The sequence below is a fragment of the Caballeronia arvi genome (assembly GCF_001544695.2).
Taxonomy (GTDB): Bacteria; Pseudomonadota; Gammaproteobacteria; order Burkholderiales; family Burkholderiaceae; genus Caballeronia; species Caballeronia arvi.
Genome location: NZ_FCOM02000009.1, coordinates 149,754 through 170,075, shown reverse-complemented (window position 1 = coordinate 170,075; position 20,322 = coordinate 149,754). Strand labels below are relative to the sequence as shown.

Here is a 20,322-nt window from a genome sequence, read left to right as displayed (position 1 = left end):
GCCCGCGCGCTTCGGATGAATGAGCGCGCGGGCCCGACACTCAAGGCGCCGCGGGGTCTTGCTGCGTCAGCTCGGTGACTTTGTCGATCAGCCGCTTTTCCACCGACGGGAACACGAACTTGCTCACGTCGCCACCCAGTTGCGCGATCTCGCGCACGATGGTGCCCGAAATGAACTGGTACTGGTCGGACGGCGTCATGAACATCGTCTCGACGTCGGGCAGCAGATAGCGGTTCATCCCGGCCATCTGGAACTCGTATTCGAAATCCGACACGGCGCGCAGGCCGCGCACGATCACACGCGCGTTGTTCTTGCGCACGAAATCCTTCAATAGCCCTGTGAAACTGCTCACCTGCACGTTCGGGTAGTGCCCGAGTACATCGTGCGCGATATCGAGCCGCTCGCGCAGCGAGAAAAACGGCTTCTTGGCGCGGCTGTCCGCGACTCCGACGACGAGCTGATCGAATATGCTCGATGCGCGCCGGACGATGTCTTCATGCCCGCGAGTGAGCGGGTCGAACGTACCCGGATACACGGCGACAACCATGAGCTTTCTCCTCTTCTATTTACATTGGGCCGCGTGGCTGCGACGACCAACTCTGCCTCATTTCCTGCCCATTTTTCGGCCGTTCGGCTGCGTCAAAATGGGGAACGCGCATTATTCCTCATTTTCGCGGCGCAGCAAATGATAGCGAACGGCGCCCGCCTTGCCTTCGCGCACGACCGTCCAGCCGGCCAGCGCGTCGATCTCCGCCATATTGAGCGCATCGCCGCATTCGACGTAAATCGCGCCATCGGACGCGGCGAGCGGCACTGCGATTTCCAGCGCGCGCAGCAACAGCGCCTGATCGCCGAACGGTGGATCCAGAAAGATCACGTCGAACGAGCCGGGCGCGAGGCTGGCGGCGAGGCGCAGCGCGTCCGCTTCCGCCACCTCGATGTTGCGGGCGCCGAGTTTCGTCTGATTCGCCCGCATCTGCGCCGCAGCCTTCGCGCTCCGCTCGATCATCAGCACGCGCGCGGCGCCGCGCGACGCGGCCTCGAAACCGAGCGCGCCGCTGCCGGCGAACATGTCGAGGCAGCGTTGTCCGGTCAGATCCTGGCCGAGCCAGTTGAAGAGCGTCTCGCGCACACGATCGGGCGTGGGCCTGAGGCCGTCGAGATCGAGCACGGGCAGCGGCGTGCGCTTCCAGTCTCCGCCGATGATGCGGATCGTGTGCGGATTGCCTCCGCGCGACGGCGTGTGGCTGGGCAAGGCGGTTCGGGTGGCGGACGAGCGGGACATAAACGAATGGTTGGAATCGTGCACGCCGGGTGTTTTTGCTTGAAGATCGGCCGGCGCAGGCAATGAAAGCCAACGTTACCACACGCGCGCGCCATGCCGGGAGCCGCACGGGCGCGGACGGCGGCGCCTGATAAAATATGCGCCTCCTATCCCACTGCGCGGACCTCGCGTGAAGCGACTCGAAGGCGCGCACGGGCCGCTGGATCACACGCGCATCATCGTCACACATCCATGTTCAGCTTCTTCAAACGATTCAAAAAGCCGGCCGACGAGCCGCTCGACATGCCTCAGGACGAATCCGTCGAGGCGGCCGAGGACGAAGAAATCTCCGAGGCCGAACTGGAACGGCAGGCGCTCGGCGCCGACGCGCTGCCGGAACAGGCGCCAGCGGAAGAAGCGAAGCCTAAGCCGCGAGCCGAACCCGCGCCGGCTGCGCCCGAGGCCGCGAAACCCGCCGCCCCCATCGCGCCCGCTGCCCCCGCTGCGCCTCGCTCCGAGGAATCGAAGGAATATTGGCAAGGCCGGACATCGTCGCAATGGCTGCGCGCGCCTGAAACGGACCAGGCGAGCGAAGAGATCGTGCCGCCGCCCACGCTCGATGCCGCCGCGAAGAAGTCGTGGCTTTCGCGCCTGCGTCATGGGCTTTCGAAGACGAGCAACAACCTGACCGGCATTTTCGTCAGCGCGAAGATCGACGAAGATTTGTACGAAGAGCTCGAAACGGCGCTGCTGATGTCCGACGCCGGCGTCGACGCCACCGAATTCCTGCTCGAATCGCTGCGCGAGAAAGTGCGCGCGGAGCGCCTGACCGACGCATCGCAAGTGAAAGCGGCATTGCGCGAATTGCTGATCGATCTGCTGCGCCCGCTCGAGAAATCGCTGATGCTCGGGCGCGCACAACCGCTCGTGATGATGATCGCGGGCGTGAACGGCGTCGGCAAGACGACGAGTATCGGCAAGCTGGCGAAGCATTTGCAGCATTTCAACCAGTCCGTGCTGCTCGCCGCCGGCGACACCTTCCGCGCCGCCGCGCGCGAGCAACTGACGGTCTGGGGCGAGCGCAACAACGTGACGGTGATCGCGCAGGAAAGCGGCGACGCCGCCGCGGTCATCTACGACGCCGTCGGTGCGGCGCGCGCGCGCAAGATCGACGTGATGATGGCCGACACCGCCGGCCGCCTGCCGACGCAATTGCATCTGATGGAAGAGCTGCGCAAGGTGCGCCGCGTGATCGCGAAAGCGATGCCCGATGCGCCACACGAAGTGCTGCTCGTCATCGACGCGAACACGGGCCAGAACGCGCTCGCACAAGTGAAGGCGTTCGACGATGCGCTGGGCCTGACCGGCCTCGTGGTGACGAAGCTCGACGGCACCGCGAAGGGCGGCATTCTCGCCGCGATCGCGCGGCAGCGTCCGATTCCGGTGTATTTCATCGGCGTGGGCGAGAAGGTCGAGGATTTGCAGCCGTTCAGCGCTGAAGAATTCTCAGACGCGCTGCTCGGCTGAAGCTAAAAAGGGCGTCCGTGTGGACGCCTTTTTTCATCGCGCGAAGACAAGCGAAGCCGCGATCCACCACATCACGCAGCCGACGATCACATCGAGCACGCGCCATGACACGTCCTTTTCGAACCACGGTTCCAGCAGGCGCGCGCCGTAGCCGAGCACGGTGAACCAGATGATCGACGAGCACATCGCACCGGCCGCGAACCACGCATTGCCGGGCCAGCCGCGCCGCGCGCCGATGCCGCCGAGCAGCACCACAGTGTCCAGATAGACGTGCGGATTGAGCAGCGACAGTGCCAGCACGGTGGACGCCGCGCCGAGCGCCGTCTGCGATTCGCCCTCGGACGCGTTCAGATGCCCCGGCCCGCGCCACGCCGCGAGAAACGCGCGCAAGCCGTACAGGAACACGAAGATCGCGCCCGCCCAGCGAATCACGTCGAGCAGAAAAGGCGCACGCGCGATGAGCGCGCCCATTCCGCCGACGCCGAGCCCGATCAGCAGCACGTCGATGAACGCGCAGATCGATACGACGATGCCCACGTGTCTGCGTTTCAAGCCCTGCCGCAAAACGAACGCGTTTTGCGCCCCGATCGCGACGATCAGGCTCGCGCCCAGCCCCGCGCCCGACAGATAACTCGCAAAATCTCCCGTCATTCAGCGTCCGGCTGCTCTGCGGGCGCGGCGCGCCGGAATGCATCGAGCTGATCGGCGTGATCGGCGATGCGCTCGATCGTCGGAAAACGGCTCACGTCGATGCCGAAGCGCCGCGCGTTGAACACCTGCGGCACGATGCACAGATCCGCGACGGTCGGCGTGTCGCCGAAAGTCAGCGCGCCCACCCGCTTATCGGCGGCGAGGCGCTTTTCGAGCGATTCGAAGCCGGTCTCGACCCAATGCCGGTACCACGCGTCCTTCGTCTCGTCGGGCACTTTCACCGTGTGCTTCAGGTACTTGAGCACGCGCAGATTGTCGAGCGGATGAATCTCGCACGCGACCTGCATCGCCACCGAGCGCACGAACGCCCGATCGGACGGGCTTTTCGGCAGAAGCGCGGGCTCGGGATGCGTCTCCTCCAGATATTCGATGATCGCGAGCGACTGCGTGAGCACGTCGTCGCCATCGACGAGCGCAGGCACGATGCCGTCGGGATTCACCGCGCGATAGGCGGGCTTGAGCTGCTCGCCGCCGTCGCGCAGCAGATGGATCGGCGCGTACTCGTAGTCGAGCCCTTTCAGATTCAGCGCGATGCGCACGCGATACGCCGCCGAGCTGCGGAAATAGCTGTAGAGCTTCATACGACGCGCACCGAAAATTCGCCGATGCCTTCCACGCCGCCCTTCAGCAAATCGCCCTTCACGACCGCGCCGACGCCCTCGGGCGTGCCGGTGAAGATGAGATCGCCGGGGAAGAGCTCGAAGAGCGTCGACAGATAAGCGACCGTCTCGCCGACCGACCAGATCAGTTGCGAGATGTCCGAGCGCTGCTTTTCCTCGCCGTTGACGGAGAGCCATATCGCGCTCTTTTCCAGATGGCCGACTTTCGACACGCGGTGAATCGGACCGATAGGCGCGGAGCGATCGAAGCCCTTCGCGGTGTCCCACGGGCGGCCGAGCTGCTTCGCTTCGGCTTGCAGGTCGCGGCGCGTCATGTCGAGGCCGAGGGCGTAGCCGTAGACGTAATCCAGCCCTTTATCGGCGGGAATGTCCTTGCCTTGCTTGCCGATGGCGGCGACGAGCTCCATCTCGAAGTGCAAATTTTTCGTTTGCGACGGATACGGGAATTCGCCCGTCGAGCCCGGCGCAACGTACAGCACGGCATCGGCGGGCTTGCTGAAGAAGAACGGCGGCTCGCGGTCCGGATCGTGGCCCATTTCGCGCGCGTGGGCTTCGTAGTTGCGGCCGACACAATAGATGCGGCGCACGGGAAACTGCTCGTTCGAACCGTCGATGGGCACGGCCGCTGCCGGCGCCGGAGGAAACACGTAACTCATCCCGCTCTCCTGTTGCTGTTTTTTGATGTACAGATTGATGGACGAATGCGCTGGCGTGGACGGCCGGCGAGAAAGTCGAGTTTAACGCGCGCGCATAAATCGTGGCGAGGCCTGCAAGGCTTGCGCGGCGCGGCTTTGCGAGCTTTCGCCGAGCCTTCGCTGTGATGCGTGACACCGGCTCGATCGTAAGCTCAGGACGAGATCCGCGCGAAACGTTCGGCCGCCGCAGCTTGCCAGCGCCCGTCAAATGCGGTACTCAATAACCTCCTGCACCTTGAAACGCGCGGTGGCATCGCTCCCGTTACGGAAATGAGCGCCCGATCCACGCATCCCCTTTCCGATGACCGAATCCGCTTCCCCCACTTTCGCCTGTGCACGCTACATCAAGGAAATCGGCCGCGGGCCGAACGGCGCACGCGCCCTCTCCCGCGATGACACCTACGCGCTCTACGAAGCGATGCTCGAAGACCGCGTCCCCGAGCTCGAACTCGGCGCGGTGCTGCTCGCCTATCGCGTGAAAGGCGAAACATCGGCGGAGCTCGCCGCGATGCTTTCTGCCGCGCATCGCTCGTTCGAGCCGCTGCACGTGCAGGACGGACGCGAGCACGCGCGACCCGTATCGATTCCAAGCTATAACGGCGCGCGCAAGACGCCGAACCTCGTGCCGCTCTTGTCGCTTCTGCTCGCGCGCGAAGGCGTGCCGGTGCTGGTTCACGGCGTCATCGAAGATCCCGGCCGCGTGACGAGCGCTGAAATCTTCACGGAACTCGGCATCGCGCACGCGGCTTCGCACGATGAAATCGAAGACAGCCTCGCGTCTCGCCGTCTCGCTTTCGCGCCGATCACCGTGCTGGCGCCCAAGCTCGCACGCCTGCTCGCGCTCCGGCGACGCATGGGCGTGCGCAACTCGACGCATACGCTAGTGAAGATTCTTCAGCCGTTCGCGGACCCGGGTTTGAGGCTCGTCAACTACACGCATCCGGAATATCGCGAGAGCCTGACGGGATTGCTATCCGAACATCCCGACGCGGCGGCGGGCGGCGCGCTGCTCGCGCGCGGCACCGAAGGCGAAGCCGTTGCGGACACGCGCCGCCAGGTCCAGGTCGACTGGTTTCACGACGGCCGCGTCGAAACGCTGATCTCGCCGGAGCACTCGCAACCGCACGCGCCGCACATCGATCTTCCCGAAGCGCTCGATGCCGCGACCACCGCGCGCTGGATCGAATGCGTGCTGCGCGGCGACGTGCCGGTGCCGCCCGCAGTGGCGCGCCAGGTGGAAGTTATCGCTGAAACCGTGCGAAAGCCGATCGCCGATCAGACAAACCCCATTTGACACGGTATTCAACGCTGGTTTAAAGTCGAACGCATGAGCTTCACCCAGTCCTCCTCCCTCCGAATTATTTCGGGCCGCCTAGCGCGGCCCCTATCGCTACGTCTAGCGTAAGTCGCCAGACGTAGCGCCGCGCGCTGCAAAGCGCGTGGTCCTCCCGCAGTGTCCTGTAGTTCCTTTTCTTACCACCTGTAGTCGTCAGCTTTTCGTTCGCGCATCCCGCGAAACGAAAACGCGAGGGTCACATGCACGCTGCTTCGCGCACGTTCACGTTGGTCACAGGCGTCACCGTCGCTGGTGATTCGTGTGAACGCGCGCGCGGCTTGGTCTTTCGTGCATTCCGCCACGCCCGGCCAGCCGCCGGACACGGACTCTCTCGCAGGCGCTACGCAAACCGTCCGAAGAGAGATCGACGATCATGATGCCGAACCCCGCCGAGAAATACCGCCCGTTTCCGCAAGTCCGTCTGACTGGCCGCCGCTGGCCGACCCGCACGATCGAGAAGGCGCCCATCTGGATGAGCACCGATCTGCGCGACGGCAACCAGTCGCTGATCGAGCCGATGAGCATCGCGGCGAAGCTCGAGTTCTTCGAGATGCTGGTGAAAATCGGGTTCAAGGAGATCGAGGTGGGGTTTCCGTCGGCATCGCAGACGGATTTCGATTTCGTGCGCAAGTTGATCGACGAAAAGCGCATTCCGGACGACGTGACCATCGAAGTGCTCGTGCAGTCGCGCCGCGAACTGATCGAGCGCACGTTCGAAGCCGTCGAGGGCGCGCGCAAGGTGATCGTGCATCTCTATAACGCAATCGCGCCGTCGTTCCGCAAGATCGTGTTCAATCAGTCGAAGGAAGACGTGAAGGCGCTGGCGGTCGAAGGCACGCGCATCATCAAGGAATGCGCAGCAGCACGGCCGGACACGCATTGGATCTATCAATACTCGCCCGAGACCTTCAGCATGACGGAGCTCTCGTTCGCACGCGAAGTGTGCGACGCCGTCGCGCAAACCTGGCGTCCGACGCCCGATCACAAAATGATCGTGAATCTGCCCGCGACGGTCGAAGCCGCCATGCCGAACGTATTCGCCGACCAGGTCGAGTGGATGGACCGCAACATGGGCTATCGCGACAGCATCGTGCTGTCGGTTCATCCGCATAACGATCGCGGCACGGCGGTCGCGGCGGCGGAAATGGCGGTGCTCGCGGGCGCGGACCGCATCGAAGGCTGTCTTTTCGGCAACGGCGAGCGCACCGGCAACGTCGATCTCGTCACGCTCGCGATGAATCTCTACACGCAGGGCATCGATCCGGGCCTCGATTTCTCCGATATCGACGCCGTGCGCCGCGTCGTCGAGCGCTGCAATCAGATTCCGGTGCATCCGCGCCATCCTTACGCGGGCGATCTCGTGTTCACGGCGTTTTCCGGCTCGCATCAGGACGCGATCCGCAAGGGTTTTGCGCAACGCGTGCCCGGCACCGTGTGGGAAGTGCCCTATTTGCCGATCGATCCGGCCGATCTCGGCCGCAGCTACGACGCCGTCATCCGCGTGAACAGCCAGTCCGGCAAGGGCGGCTCGACGTATCTGCTCGAACGCGGGCTCGGCTTCACGCCGCCGCGTCGCGTGCAGATCGAATTCAGCCACGCCGTTCAGAAAGTGACCGATACGTCCGGCGCCGAAATCAGCGGCGAAGCGATCTGCGAACTCTTCAGGCGCGAATATTTCGACGCGGGCGGACCGGTATCGCGCGTCGATGCGTCGACGCTCGCGGTGTTCGGAAGGCGCGTCGCGGTTTCTCCCGCAGCGAGCGCGGCAAGCGGCGATGCCTACGCACGGACGGTCGCGGCGGCGCTCGATGTCGATGCGACCGTCAACTGGTTCGAGACGGCCGTCACGGCGAGCGGCGACACCGCGGCTTTCGTCGGCTGCCGGGTCGGCGATGGCCCGACGCGCTTCGGCGTCGCGGTGCATGCGAATCCGGCGCTCGCGGTCGCCGATGCGGTCGTGAGCGCTGTGAATCGATCGGGACGGATCGCGCAGAGCGTGGAGAGCGTGCGGCAGGGGCAGGACGAGGCAGCCCTCGAAGCCTGAGGACGGCGCGCGTGGCTATTCGAGGGCCACGCGCGTTGCCTGCAGCGCGAGCAGTTGCCACTGGCCTTCGGTCTGGACATGCACGGCGGTGTAGGCGATCGGAAAGAGCAGCGCGCCGTTCTTCGACTCCATTTCCACCAGCGCGCGGCCCGACACCAGACACGTATCGCGGCCGGCAGGCAGCACATCCTGCGACTGGATCTCGATCTGGCGATAGCGGCGCCGGCCCGCGGTGATGGCGTCGATGAACTGACGCTTTGTCTCCCGTTTGCCGTTCGTGTGCACGTAGCTGACGTTTTCGGCCAGCAGCGCGTCCAGCGCCACGCCATCGCCCTCGACCATCGCACGGAAGCGATCGCGCTCGAGGCCGCGTATGGCCTCAATGGTTTTTGCCGGCATCTGTCCATTCCCCTTGTGTCGAGGATCCGATGCGCCGGCGCCTCGTCAGAAGTTGTATTGCAGATATAGCTGGCTGAAATTTATACCAGGATTCGGCTCTTTGATACCCGCGTTCGAAAGATGCTGGTACCGAAAGCCCGCCTGATAGCTCTGCTTCTCGCCGAAGATCATGCCGACGCCCACCACGTCCGAGAACTGGAATGCCGTCGATGCTGTGAAAAACGGCGTGATGCGCGCGTGCGACAGCAGCCGCACACCGACGCCGATCTCGATGAACGGCCGGAAGTAGCCCGAACTCTTCACGAACCGCAACATCGGCGTAACGCCGAATTCCCAGATATCCGGGTTGGTGGCGTAGTCCAGGGTGGAGTGCCAGTACCCCACGTGCCCTTCGCCGAGCAGCGTGAAGTGATATCCGCCGATTTCCCACCACGTCAGATTCGGGTCCCAGACCAGGCCGAGATCGGCTTTCTTGAAGTCGCGGTTGGACACGCCGCCTCCGATCTGAACGCCGAACCGGTCGGCATGTGCCGCCGCCGACGCCATGCCGAGCGCCGCGCAAATAGACAGGCGCACCAGCGGGCGATGCCAGGAAAGCTTGTTTTTCTGCATGAGCACCCCATTTACTCGCAAGACGGGCGTGTTTTCATCGAGGATGTTGTTGGCCGATTCTAGTGATCTTTTGACACATTTGCAGGAATCGCAACAGCACGCCGCATTTTGTTGAATTTTCTTTCGCCGCAGCGCACAAGAGAAGTAACCGATTCGAAAGCGAGCACCGAAACGGCACGTATTTCCCATCGACACGCAACAGTCTGTCCTATCACTCCCGCAAATACGATAGTTTTTGTGGGAACTCCCACATTGCCCTTCGCTCTAACACTTAGCACTCGCTGAACCGGAGTGCTAAGATCGTGTCTGACTTGCGCCGCCATTAAGCGGCACGCGAATTGTTGATAAGGAGCTTATGAGCGTGACCCATGCGATGACCCTTCCGAATGTTTTGAGCTCGGCACCTGCCAAGGGATCTTCGGCAGGCGCGCTGACGTACGCACAATCGTCGATGCTGACCGGCCAGATCGGCAACATCGACTCATACATACAAGCAGTGAACCGCATTCCTATGCTGTCGCAGGCAGAGGAACGTCAGTACGCCACCGAATTCCGCGAACACGGCAATTTGAACGCGGCGCGCCAGCTCGTGCTTTCGCACCTGCGCCTCGTCGTGTCGATCGCCCGCAACTATCTGGGCTACGGCCTGCCGCACGCGGATCTGATCCAGGAAGGCAACATCGGTCTGATGAAGGCGGTGAAGCGCTTCGACCCGGAGCAAAACGTGCGCCTGGTGTCGTATGCGATGCACTGGATCAAGGCCGAGATCCACGAGTACATCCTGCGCAACTGGCGCATGGTGAAGGTCGCCACGACCAAGGCGCAGCGCAAGCTGTTCTTCAACCTGCGCAGCCACAAGAGCAGCCATTCGGCGTTCACGCCGGATGAAATCGAGGGTCTCGCCAGCGAGCTGAACGTGAAGCGCGAGGAAGTCGCGGAGATGGAAACGCGCTTGTCGGGCGGCGACATCGCACTCGAAGGCCAGGTCGAGGACGGCGAGGAAGCGTTCGCGCCTATCGCCTATCTGGCCGACTCACACAACGAGCCGACCAACGTCATCGCCGCACGCCAGTTCGACAAGCTGCAAAGCGACGGCCTCGCCGACGCGCTCGAGTCGCTGGACGAGCGCAGCCGCCGCATCATCAAGGCGCGCTGGCTCGACGTGCAGGACGACGGTTCGGGCGGCATGACGCTGCACGAACTGGCCGACGAGTTCGGCGTCTCAGCGGAGCGTATTCGCCAGATCGAGGCGAGCGCGATGAAGAAAATGCGTTCGGCGCTGCACGACTACGCGTAATTCCTGACGTTGCCGTCGCAGAAATTGCGAAGCCCGCCGTCGATGAGACGGCGGGCTTTTTCTTTTGGCTCTGCGCGGAAAAACAAACGGCGCCCGCAGGCGCCGTTTGCTTGAAACATCGACTACCGCATCACGCCGGCATCGGTGCAGCGCCGCCGCCGTTGGCCGACAGGCGCGTCGACAGTTGCGCTGCGTAACGCTGCGCCGCCGCGCCCACGACGATGTGGAACGTATCGGCCGAAACCCACGCCACATCCAGCGAAGACAGACGCTGCTTATCCACCGACGACGGATCGCGCACTACGACGCGCAGGCGCGTCGCGGCGACTGCGTCGAGCGATACGACATTGGTCGCGCCGCCGAACACCGCGAGCCAGCGGAACGGGTCCGGATCGAGCGGGCCGGGCGTCTGATCGACGCTCGTTGCCGCCGCCACGGGTTGTGCCGAGTGCGCCGGCGTGGACGATGCCGGCGTCGCGCCGCGCGTCGACGAATGCTCGAGCTCGGTGCGGATTTCATCGGCGATCAGGTCCGCTTCCGGCCCGATGATCACCTGCACGCTGGTCGCGCCGCGCTTCAGCACGCCACGCGCGCCGATGCTCTTCAACTGCGGTTCCGACACTTTCTCCGTATCCGCCACCGACAGACGCAGACGCGTCGTGCAGGCATCGACGAGCGTCAGATTGGACGCGCCGCCGAGCGCCGCGATGTACTTCGCAGCGCGCGTATTCGACGCGGACACGGCCACCGAGCCCGGAAGCGGAGGGATCAGGCCGCCTTCGACCGTGGTATCGACATCAGTTTGCGCGTCGGTCGTGGCCGGCTCGCGGCCCGGCGTCGCCATGTTGAACTTGCGGATGAAGAAGCGGAACAGGCCGTAGTAGATGACGAAGTAAATCACGCCGATCACGAGCGCCAGCCAGCCGCGCTGCGACAGGCCGTAGTTCAGCACGTAGTCGATGGCGCCCGCCGAGAACGTGAAGCCCAGATGGATGCCGAGCGCCGAGCAGATCGCGAGCGACAGGCCCGTCAGCACCGCGTGGATCGCGTAGAGAACCGGAGCGAGGAACATGAAGCTGTATTCGATCGGCTCGGTCACGCCCGTGAGGAACGCAGTCAGCGCCATCGAGAACAGCAGGCCGCCGACGACCGCGCGGCGGTCCTTCGGCGCTTCATGGAACATCGCGAGACAGGCAGCCGGAAGGCCGAACATCATGATCGGGAAGAAGCCGGTCATGAAGCCGCCTGCGGTCGGATCGCCCGCGAAGAAGCGATGCAGGTCGCCGTGCACGACTGCGCCGCCGCCGACAGGCGTGTACGAGCCGAACACGAACCACGCAAGCGAGTTGATGATGTGATGCAAGCCCGTGACGAGCAGGATGCGGTTCAGCACGCCGAATACGAAGGTGCCGAGTGCGCCCGCTGTCGTGAGCCAGTTGCCGGCCGCGTCGATCGCGCCCTGCACCGGCTGCCACACGTAGCCGAAAATAATGCCGAGTATCAGACACGCGACGCCGGTGACGATCGGCACGAAGCGCTTGCCGCCGAAGAACGCCAGATACTCGGGCAGCTTGATGTCCTTGTAGCGGTTGTACAGGTAGCCGGCCACCATACCGGCGATGATCCCCGACAGCACGCCCATGTTGAGCTTGTCGTTGATGTCCTTCATCACGGCCACTTCGATGAGATAGCCGATCGCGCCGGCAAGACCCGCCGTGCCGTTGTTGTCTTTCGCGAAGCCCACCGCGACGCCGATGGCGAAGAGCAGCGGCAGGTTGGTGAAGATCGCGTCGCCTGCGTCGGCGATCATCTTGATGTTGAAGACATCGGGCTGGCCGAGACGCAAAAGCAGGCCGGCCACCGGTAGCACGGCGATCGGCAGCATCAGGGCACGGCCCAGGCGCTGCATCTTTGCAAACGGATTGGCGTACATCGGGTTCTCCAAAAATATAAGTCTTGTCGTTACTGCTTCGGGATTTGCTGAAAGGCTTCCACGAAATCAGCCAAAGGACGGACGGTTAGTCCTGCGGCCAGATTTCGCGGCTTGCCGCTCTTACTGCCTGTGCCGATTCGAGCGCGAGGCAATCCTCGGCGCGCTGACGGCAAAGCTGGTAATCGAGATTGCGCACGCGCGCCTTGATGCCGGGCACCGACACCGGATCGACCGACAACTCGGTCACGCCGAGGCCGACGAGCAAAGGCGCCGCGACCGGATCGCCGCCGAGCGCGCCGCACACGCCGACCCACTTGCCGTGTTTCTCCGCGCCCTGCACCGCCGCCTTGATGAGACGTAGCACGGCCGGATGCAGGCCGTCGGATTGCGCGGCGAGATCGGGCTGGCAGCGGTCCATCGCGAGCGTGTACTGCGTGAGATCGTTGGTGCCGATCGAGAGAAAGTCCGCGTGCTTCGCAAGCTGATCGGCGAGGAGTGCCGCCGACGGCACTTCGATCATCACGCCGACTTCGATCGGCTCGGTGCGGCCCGCTTCGCGCGCCAGTTCGTCGATGCGCTTCCTAAGGCGCTGCAACTCGCCTGAATCGGTCACCATCGGCAGAAGAATTCGCACGGCGCCGAGCGGCTTCACGGCGAGCAGGCCGCGCAATTGGTCGTCGAGCAGATCGGGACGCACTTGCGCGAGCCGGATGCCGCGCAGACCGAGCGCGGGGTTTTCTTCGGGCGGCAGCGTCAGATAATCGACTTCCTTGTCCGCGCCGACATCGAGCGTGCGGATGATCGCGGTGCGACCCTGCAACGCATCGACGATGCCCTGATAGCTTTGCGCGTGCTCGTCGACCGTCGGCGCCGACTGGCGATGGATGAAAAGCAGTTCCGTGCGCAACAGGCCGACCGCGTCCGCGCCGTTTTCGACGGCGGCCTTCGCGTCGTCGAGCGTCGCGATGTTCGCGGCGACTTCGATCGCGCGGCCATCTTTCGTCGATGCCGCTTCCCGCGACAGCTTGCGGTTCGCCTCGCGCACGTTCGCGAGACGCTCGCGTTCGGCGCGTGCGCGCTCGACGTCGACTTGCGTCGGTGCATGCTCGAAGCGGCCCGCCGAGGCATCGACGACGACTTGCGTGCCTTCGGGAATCGCTTGAAGCGCATCGCCGATCGCGACGAGCGCCGGAATGCCGATCTGACGCGCGATGATCGCCGCATGCGAGGTCGCGCCGCCGCGCGCCATCACGAGCGCGGTGACGCGCGTGCGGTCGATCGACGAAAGATCCGACGGCGTGAATTCGGTCGCAGCCAGCACCGCTTCGGGCGGCAGTTCGCGCGCCGCCGTGTTGGTGAGACCGAGCGCGCGCAGTACGCGCTTTTCGATATCGCGCAGGTCGGCCGCGCGCTCGGCGAGCAGATCGTCCTGCACGTTCGAGAGCAGCGTGATCTGAGCGCGGATCGCCTCGCGCCACGCGAAGCCCGCGCTTTTGCCGAGACTGATGAGATCGCGCGCGGCGTCGACGAGCGTCGGGTCTTCGAGCAGCACGCGATGTACCGCGAAAATGCCCGCTTCGCCGACCGCGCCGCGCTGCGACGCGGTGCGCACGGTTTCGCCGAGTTCGGCATCGACTTGCGCGATGGCTTTATCGAGCGCACGGCTTTCCGCTGCCGACGAACCGTTTGCCTGTTCGGGCGGCACGATCTCCTGATCGTCCCAGCGCACGAGCTTGCCGACCGCGATGCCCGGCGACGCGCACACGCCCGCGAGCGTGTTCGGCGGCAGCGGCTCACCCGATGCGGCTGCCTTCGCAACCGGCGCAGGCGACTTCTGACGCGCGGGCGTCTCTTCGACTTCGCCGTGCGCGGCGCGCAGCAATTCGACGGCGACCGCTTCGACCGCTTCTTGCGCCTGCGAGCCGATACCGACCAGTTCGATGGTCGCGCCTTCGCCCGCGCCGAGACCGAGCAGACCGACGACGCTTTCGACGGGCGCCTTCTTGCCTTCGTAACGCACTTCGACTTTCGCGTCGAAACCGCGCGCGGCTTCACGCGCCCTCGCGGCCGGACGCGCATGCAAACCGCCCGCGTGCGCCAATGTCAGACTGCGGCGCGCCTCTTCGAGCACCACCGCGCCGCTGCGCGCCGTTTCCGCCTTTTCACCGTGTTTGGCGCGCAGAACCAGCAGTCGCGCACCCGCTTTCAGCACGCCGCGGCCGGCGCGTTCGGTGACGTCGAAGGCATCGCCGTTCGCGATAGCGATCACCGAGACGAGGCTCGGCGCGTGCTGCGCGACGTAATCGGCGTTGAATTCGATCAAAGGCTGACCGGCGCGCACCGTCGCACCCTGCTCGACCAACGGCGCGAAGCCTTCGCCGCCCAGCTCGACCGTGTCGATGCCGATATGCACCAGAATCTCCGCGCCTTCCTTCGTGCGCAGCGTCACCGCGTGATGCGTGCGCGCGAGATGCGTGATGGTGCCGTCGCAGGGTGAAACGAGCACGTTATCGAGCGGATCGATGCCGATGCCATCGCCGAACATGCCCTCGGCGAACACGGGATCGGGCACATCGGCGAGCGGCACGATGGGGCCGGTGAACGGCGCGAGCAACACGACGTCGTTCGGGTTATCGATGGAATGATTCAACAGGGACTCCTCGGCACGGCGCATCGGCTATCTCACTCAATGGGTTTCGGTGACCTTGTTCAGGTGACGCGGCGCGTCGGGATTGCGCCCGCGCGCGGCGGCCAGACCCGCGGCCATCACATAGAACGAAAGAATCGCGGCGATCGGATCGAGCGCCGGGTGATCGGTCGCGACGAGCGGCAATTCCGCCTCCGCGACATCCTCGGGCGCTGCGAGCAGCACGCGCGCGCCGCGTGCGCGCATGTCGGCTGCAAGCTGGACGAGGCCCGCCTGCTCCGGCCCGCGCGGCGCGAATACGAGCAACGGATAGTCCTTGTCGATGATTTCCATCGGGCCATGACGCACTTCCGCGCTGGAGAACGCTTCGGCCTGGATGCCCGAGGTTTCCTTCAGCTTGAGCGCCGCTTCCTGCGCGATGGCGAGACCGAGACCGCGCCCGATCACGATCATGCGGTCGACGTCCTTCAGTTCGTTCACGGCGCGCGTCCAGTCGAGCTTGCCCGCGGCGCGCAGCGCATCCGGGAGCGACTTCAGCGCGTTGAGCAGTTCGACGTCGCGCTGAACGTGCGCGATCACGATGGCCGACAGCGACAGCATCGCGATATAGCTCTTGGTCGCGGCCACCGACAGTTCCGGACCGGCGAGCAACGGCAGGAAGTATTCGCACGCGCTTTCGAGCGGCGAGCCGGTGACGTTGACAGCCGCGACCGTGAACGCGCCGGCCTGGCGTAGCGCCTGCATCGTGCCGACGAGATCGGGGCTCTTGCCCGATTGTGAAAACGCGACCGCGAGCTGGCCCGACACGCGCAACGGCGCCTGCTGGAGCGTCGCGACCGACATCGGCAGCGAGGCGACCGGCACGCCGATGCGGCTCATCGTCAGGCTTGCGAAATAACTGGCGGCGTGATCGGAACTGCCGCGCGCGACCGTCAGCGCGACATTGCGCGGCTGCTCCTTGAGCTTGTCCGCGAGCGCTTCGATGCGCGAGGTATCGGCGAGCTGGGCCGCGACGACGTCGGCGGACTCCAGCGCCTCATTAAGCATATTCGACAATTGATTCTCCTTCGACATACGTGGCGGTCAGCGCGTGTTCCCGGTCGAGTACGACGAGATCGGCCCATGCGCCGCGCGCGATGCGGCCGCGATCTTCGAGCCCGAGATAGTCGGCGGGATAGCGCGAAAGGCGATTCGAGACGTCCGCGAGCGGAATGCCCAGCGAGACGAGATTGCGCAGCGCCTGATCCATCGTCAGGGTGCTGCCGGCGAGCGTGCCGTCCGCGAGACGCACGCCGCCCATGCATTTGGTGACGTGCTGGCTGCCGAGGCGATATTCGCCGTCGGGCATGCCGGCCGCCGACGTGCTGTCGGTCACGACGTACAGACGCGGGATCGCGCGCATCGCGGCGCGGATCGCGCCCGGATGCACGTGCAGCAGATCGGGGATGAGTTCGGCGTATTCGGCATGCGCGAGCGCCGCGCCGACCATGCCGGGGTCACGGTGATGCAGCGGCGACATCGCGTTGAACAGATGGGTGAAGCCACGCGCGCCGTGTTTGAGCGCGTTGACGGCGTCGTCGTAGGTGCCGAGCGAATGGCCGAGCTGCACGCGCACGCCGCGCGCGGCCATCTCCGCGATGATGTCCAGATGCCCGGAGATTTCCGGCGCGATCGTGACAACGCGGATCGGCGCGAGTTCGAGGTACTTCAGCACTTCGTCGCGCACCGCGACGGCGGCCGCGTCGGGCTGCGCGCCGAGCTTGCCCGGATTGATGTACGGGCCTTCCAGATGCACGCCGAGCATGCGCGCGCCGCCCGCTGCGCGTTGCTTCGCCTGTTCGCCCAGGCCCGCGACGACGGCCATGAGTTCGTCGCGCGGCGCGGTCATCGTGGTGGCGAGCAGGCTCGTGGTGCCGTGTTGCGCGTGCTGGCGGGCGACGGTGTCCGCCGCGTCGCCGCCTTCCATGATGTCGCGCCCGCCGCCGCCGTGCACGTGAAGGTCGATGAAGCCGGGCAGGATGTACGGCGCGTCGTTCGCGAGCGGATCGGCGATATGGCCTTCGAGCGCCGTCACGCGGCCGTTCTCGAAGCGGACGGTTCCGTGGATCCAGCCGTCGGTCGTGAGTATGTTTCCTTTCAGCATGAAGTTCTCTGGAAGTACGCGATGCTTGGGGTGAGGTTCAGCGCCGTCCGCGCCGTGCTGCGAGCAGGCTTTCGTTAGAAAGATGCGAACGGCTTCCTTGGGTCCTCTGGTTCTGTTTTCCGCTCTCGTGATGCTCTTTACGTGATGCGCGTCTGTGCCGACGCTTATCGATGCAGCTCCGCGACGAAGTCGTAGTAGTCGTCGCGACAGTAGGTGTCCGTCAATTCGATCGCGCGCTGATCCGCCGAATAGCCGATGCGCGTGATCACGAGGAGCGCCGCGCGCGGCGCCACGCCCATCAGCCGCGCGATCTCGGCGCCCGCGTTCACCGCGCGGAAATGTTGCAGCGCCCGCACCACCGACGACCCGTTCTCCTCCAGATAGCGATAAAGCGATGCACCGATCGCCAGCGGGTCCGGCACGACGGCGACGGGCAAGGCGGAATGCTCGACCGCCATCACGATGCCGTCCGCGCGCCGCAGCCGCCGCAGACTTGCAACGGCCGCGCCCGGTGGCAGACCCAGACGCACGGTTTCGTCGCGATTCGCTGCGCGCAGTCCGCGATCGAGCCAGATCGAGTCAGGCGTGAAGCCGCGCTGCTCCATCTTTCGGGTGAAACCGGTCAGCCGGGACAGCGGATCTTCGACGCGCGGCGTAATGAAATTACCCGCACCGCGCACCCGCCGGATCAACCCCTGCTCGACGAGCAGCGCGATGGCCTTTCTCGCCGTGATCCGCGATACCCCGACTCCCTCCGACAACGTGCGCTCCGAAGGCAGCGCCTCGCCGGCCGTCCAGTTGTCTGCATGAATCGCCGCTGCCAGACGCGAGGCCAACTGAAGGTAAAGCGGCGTATCGCTTCGTGCGTCAGGTCTCAAAGGCTCCCAGCGATGGTCCATCGAATGCTCTCACCAGCCGAATTGGAGCCCATTATATAACCAACATAATACCAGTCAATTCTAAGAGACGACTTGAGAACAAACGTCAAAATACTATACAAATCAATAGGTTGTCGCGTATTTACTGCGCTAGCCACGAGGACCTTCGCCATCGGGAATTACCCGTATGAACGATCCAGTTGCCGAATTGGTCCTTTGATTGCCAACTTACCCATTTTTCGGGCATTTTCGTATTCGCACGGTCGTGCTTCTTTGGCACAATGTACCCATTAGTTCGGAATCAAAATTAAATTTCAACAAAACTTTGAGAGACTCACACGATGGGCAGTTCTGATCCGGGCCGGGCCGTCGAAGCGGTGCGCCGCTTCAACCGTTTTTATGCACGCCATACGGGCGCGCTTCACGAGCGGCTGCATAAAAGCTGCTTTTCGTTAACTGAAGTGCGGATCCTGCACGAGCTTGCGCACGGGCGCGCCACCACGGCGGCCGACCTGTCACGCAACCTGGGTCTGGACACGGGCTATCTGAGCAGGCTCATCAACAACTTCCAGAAGCTCGGTCTGGTCATACGGCGAAAGAATGAGGCGGACGGCCGCGCCCATCTGTTGCGGATCACGGCCGAGGCAAAAGCGCAGGTCGATGAGATCGACCTTCACGTTTCTGCCGAAACCGCCACGCTGCTCAAGCGGCTGACGGCTGCCGAAATCGATCAGCTTTGCACGGCGATGGCGGACGTCGAGCGGCTGCTCTCACCGGTGCATACCGACGGCGAGACGCGGCTGCGCGTGCCGCGAGGTGGCGACTTCGGCTGGATGATCGAGCGCCATGCGCATCTCTATTCCGGCGAAAAGCCCAAGCTTTTCAGTGAGGCCTATGCGGCGAAGATGGTGTCGGGCTTCCTCTTCGCGATGCAGGTGAATACGCCGCGCATCGCATGCTGGGTTGCGGAACAGGCGAACGCGACACGCGTCGGCGCCGCCATACTCACGGCAGAATCCGAGCGTCGGGCACGTATCGAATTGCTGTTCGTCGAACCGGGTGCGCGCCGGCGGGGACTCGGCGGGCAACTCGTCGCGGCATGCACGAACTTCGCGCACGGCGCGCGTTACGATCAGGTGACCTGCCGGCTCGAGGCATCTCAGGAAGATCTGTGCGCGCTGTTCCTGCGAACCGGCTTCACCGCTACGCAGGACGGGCCGGGCATCCTGTGGCAAAAAGAGCTGCAGCCGATTTGCGTCGACTGAACCGCTTCGCCATGAAAAACGGCGTCCCGAGGGACGCCGTTGAGGCTACCGCGCGCGATCGCTCTCTCAGAACGAAGGCACAACCGAGCCCTTGAACTCGCTCTTGAGGAACTGACGCACGTCTTCGGACTGGTAAGCCGCGACCAGCTTCTTCACCCACGGCTGATCCTTGTCCTTCGCGCGCACGGCGATCAGGTTCGCGTACGGGCTATGAACGTCCTCGAGCGCGATTGCATCCTTCGTGGGTTGCAGGCCTGCCGCAAGCGCGAAGTTCGTGTTGATCGCGGCAACATCGACATCGGCGAGTGTGCGCGGCAACTGCGCGGCATCGAGCTCGACGAGCTTGACCTTCTTCGGATTTTCCGCCACGTCGAGTGCCGTCGCGTTGTTGCCGTTCGTGCCGGCGCCCGGCTTCAGCTTGATTACGCCCTGGCTTTGCAACAGCAGAAGCGCGCGATTTTCGTTCGACGGATCATTCGGCACTGCAACCTTTGCGCCTTGCGGCAAGTCTTTCAGCGACTTCAGCTTCTTCGAGTACACGCCGAGCGGCGAGATGTACGTGAGACCGGCGTTCACGATCTTGTAGCCGCGCTGCTTGACCTGGCTATCCAGATACGGCTGGTGCTGAAAGCTGTTCGCGTCGAGATCGCCGGCATCGAGCGCGGCGTTCGGCTGCACGTAGTCGTTGAACTCGATCACCTTCACGTTCAGTCCTTCGCGCTTCGCGACCTTCTGGACGACTTGCCAGATCTGCGCATCGGGGCCGCTGATCGTGCCGACCTTGATGACCTTGTCATCGGCGTGAGCGGCGAGGCTGGTGAACAAGGAGGCGGACGTCGCGACGGCGGCAATGGCTTTGAGCAAATTTCTGCGCTGCATGGTGTTCCTGTTTCGATGCGTTCTTGCTGCGGGATTCCGGTTTCGTGTTCGGTCAGTGATACGAACCGACGC

Annotated in this window: 18 protein-coding genes; 5 read left to right on the top strand and 13 right to left on the bottom strand. The window is 64.3% G+C overall.

Features of this window, described 5'->3' with window-relative positions; translation table 11 throughout:
- Positions 1 to 40: 40 nt before the first annotated feature.
- Both coaD and rsmD read right to left on the bottom strand, forming a co-directional pair.
- Positions 41 to 547 (bottom strand): pantetheine-phosphate adenylyltransferase, encoded by a 507-nt coding sequence (gene coaD / locus AWB74_RS13620; protein ID WP_061147270.1) that lies wholly within the window; start codon positions 545 to 547, stop codon positions 41 to 43.
- Positions 548 to 658: 111 nt separating this feature from the next.
- Complete coding sequence (gene rsmD, locus AWB74_RS13615; RefSeq protein WP_061147269.1) at positions 659 to 1,285, bottom strand: 16S rRNA (guanine(966)-N(2))-methyltransferase RsmD; 627 nt, start codon at positions 1,283 to 1,285, stop codon at positions 659 to 661.
- A gap of 231 nt (positions 1,286 to 1,516) precedes the next feature.
- Between rsmD and ftsY the strand changes: the two genes are divergently transcribed.
- Positions 1,517 to 2,791 carry a signal recognition particle-docking protein FtsY gene (gene ftsY, locus AWB74_RS13610; protein ID WP_061147268.1) on the top strand — a complete coding sequence of 425 codons (1,275 nt, stop codon included), beginning with the start codon at positions 1,517 to 1,519 and terminating at the stop codon, positions 2,789 to 2,791.
- 33 nt (positions 2,792 to 2,824) lie between these two features.
- Here ftsY and AWB74_RS13605 read toward each other — a convergent pair whose 3' ends face one another.
- Genes AWB74_RS13605 through AWB74_RS13595 form a run of 3 tightly spaced genes read right to left on the bottom strand, consistent with a single transcriptional unit; the run spans position 2,825 to position 4,778 of the window.
- A complete protein-coding gene (locus tag AWB74_RS13605; protein WP_061147267.1) occupies positions 2,825 to 3,442 on the bottom strand; it encodes a LysE/ArgO family amino acid transporter in 618 nt (205 codons plus the stop codon).
- A complete protein-coding gene (maiA, locus tag AWB74_RS13600) occupies positions 3,439 to 4,083 on the bottom strand; it encodes a maleylacetoacetate isomerase (RefSeq protein WP_061147266.1) in 645 nt (214 codons plus the stop codon). The genes AWB74_RS13605 and maiA overlap by 4 nt, the downstream gene beginning before the upstream one ends.
- Positions 4,080 to 4,778, bottom strand: a complete 699-nt coding sequence (locus AWB74_RS13595; protein WP_061147265.1) for a fumarylacetoacetate hydrolase family protein — start codon at positions 4,776 to 4,778, stop codon at positions 4,080 to 4,082. Before AWB74_RS13595 ends, maiA begins: the two co-directional genes overlap by 4 nt.
- A gap of 340 nt (positions 4,779 to 5,118) precedes the next feature.
- On the opposite strand from AWB74_RS13595, the gene ybiB reads away from it, so the two are divergent.
- Positions 5,119 to 6,111, top strand: coding sequence for a DNA-binding protein YbiB (gene ybiB, locus AWB74_RS13590; RefSeq protein ID WP_061147264.1), 993 nt, complete (start codon positions 5,119 to 5,121; stop codon positions 6,109 to 6,111).
- Between the two features lie 415 nt (positions 6,112 to 6,526).
- The gene (gene leuA / locus AWB74_RS13585) at positions 6,527 to 8,197 is read left to right on the top strand and encodes a 2-isopropylmalate synthase (RefSeq protein ID WP_061147263.1); all 1,671 of its coding nucleotides are present in this window, start codon (positions 6,527 to 6,529) and stop codon (positions 8,195 to 8,197) included.
- A gap of 15 nt (positions 8,198 to 8,212) precedes the next feature.
- Here leuA and AWB74_RS13580 read toward each other — a convergent pair whose 3' ends face one another.
- Both AWB74_RS13580 and AWB74_RS13575 read right to left on the bottom strand, forming a co-directional pair.
- Positions 8,213 to 8,596 (bottom strand): nuclear transport factor 2 family protein, encoded by a 384-nt coding sequence (locus tag AWB74_RS13580; protein ID WP_061147262.1) that lies wholly within the window; start codon positions 8,594 to 8,596, stop codon positions 8,213 to 8,215.
- A 45-nt stretch (positions 8,597 to 8,641) separates the two neighbouring features.
- Complete coding sequence (locus AWB74_RS13575; RefSeq protein ID WP_061147261.1) at positions 8,642 to 9,208, bottom strand: acyloxyacyl hydrolase; 567 nt, start codon at positions 9,206 to 9,208, stop codon at positions 8,642 to 8,644.
- A 361-nt stretch (positions 9,209 to 9,569) separates the two neighbouring features.
- Here AWB74_RS13575 and rpoH point away from each other — a divergent pair, with 361 nt between their 5' ends.
- Positions 9,570 to 10,505 (top strand): RNA polymerase sigma factor RpoH, encoded by a 936-nt coding sequence (gene rpoH, locus AWB74_RS13570; protein WP_061147338.1) that lies wholly within the window; start codon positions 9,570 to 9,572, stop codon positions 10,503 to 10,505.
- Between the two features lie 130 nt (positions 10,506 to 10,635).
- Here the strand turns inward: rpoH and nagE are convergent, their stop codons facing one another.
- The 5 genes from nagE to AWB74_RS13545 all read right to left on the bottom strand — a co-directional run bounded on the left by nagE (position 10,636) and on the right by AWB74_RS13545 (position 18,127).
- On the bottom strand, positions 10,636 to 12,438 hold the full coding sequence (gene nagE / locus AWB74_RS13565; protein WP_061147260.1) for an N-acetylglucosamine-specific PTS transporter subunit IIBC: 1,803 nt from the start codon (positions 12,436 to 12,438) through the stop codon (positions 10,636 to 10,638).
- 85 nt (positions 12,439 to 12,523) lie between these two features.
- Complete coding sequence (ptsP, locus tag AWB74_RS13560; protein WP_061147259.1) at positions 12,524 to 15,112, bottom strand: phosphoenolpyruvate--protein phosphotransferase; 2,589 nt, start codon at positions 15,110 to 15,112, stop codon at positions 12,524 to 12,526.
- Between the two features lie 12 nt (positions 15,113 to 15,124).
- Positions 15,125 to 16,132, bottom strand: coding sequence for an SIS domain-containing protein (locus AWB74_RS13555; RefSeq protein ID WP_061147258.1), 1,008 nt, complete (start codon positions 16,130 to 16,132; stop codon positions 15,125 to 15,127).
- Positions 16,125 to 17,228, bottom strand: coding sequence for an N-acetylglucosamine-6-phosphate deacetylase (gene nagA, locus AWB74_RS13550; RefSeq protein ID WP_061147257.1), 1,104 nt, complete (start codon positions 17,226 to 17,228; stop codon positions 16,125 to 16,127). The genes AWB74_RS13555 and nagA overlap by 8 nt, the downstream gene beginning before the upstream one ends.
- Positions 17,229 to 17,392: 164 nt before the next feature.
- Positions 17,393 to 18,127, bottom strand: coding sequence for a GntR family transcriptional regulator (locus tag AWB74_RS13545; protein WP_061147256.1), 735 nt, complete (start codon positions 18,125 to 18,127; stop codon positions 17,393 to 17,395).
- Positions 18,128 to 18,447: 320 nt separating this feature from the next.
- On the opposite strand from AWB74_RS13545, the gene AWB74_RS13540 reads away from it, so the two are divergent.
- Positions 18,448 to 19,371 carry a bifunctional helix-turn-helix transcriptional regulator/GNAT family N-acetyltransferase gene (locus tag AWB74_RS13540; protein ID WP_061147255.1) on the top strand — a complete coding sequence of 308 codons (924 nt, stop codon included), beginning with the start codon at positions 18,448 to 18,450 and terminating at the stop codon, positions 19,369 to 19,371.
- 66 nt (positions 19,372 to 19,437) lie between these two features.
- Here AWB74_RS13540 and AWB74_RS13535 read toward each other — a convergent pair whose 3' ends face one another.
- Positions 19,438 to 20,250 carry a MetQ/NlpA family ABC transporter substrate-binding protein gene (locus AWB74_RS13535; RefSeq protein WP_061147254.1) on the bottom strand — a complete coding sequence of 271 codons (813 nt, stop codon included), beginning with the start codon at positions 20,248 to 20,250 and terminating at the stop codon, positions 19,438 to 19,440.
- Positions 20,251 to 20,322: the final 72 nt, after the last annotated feature.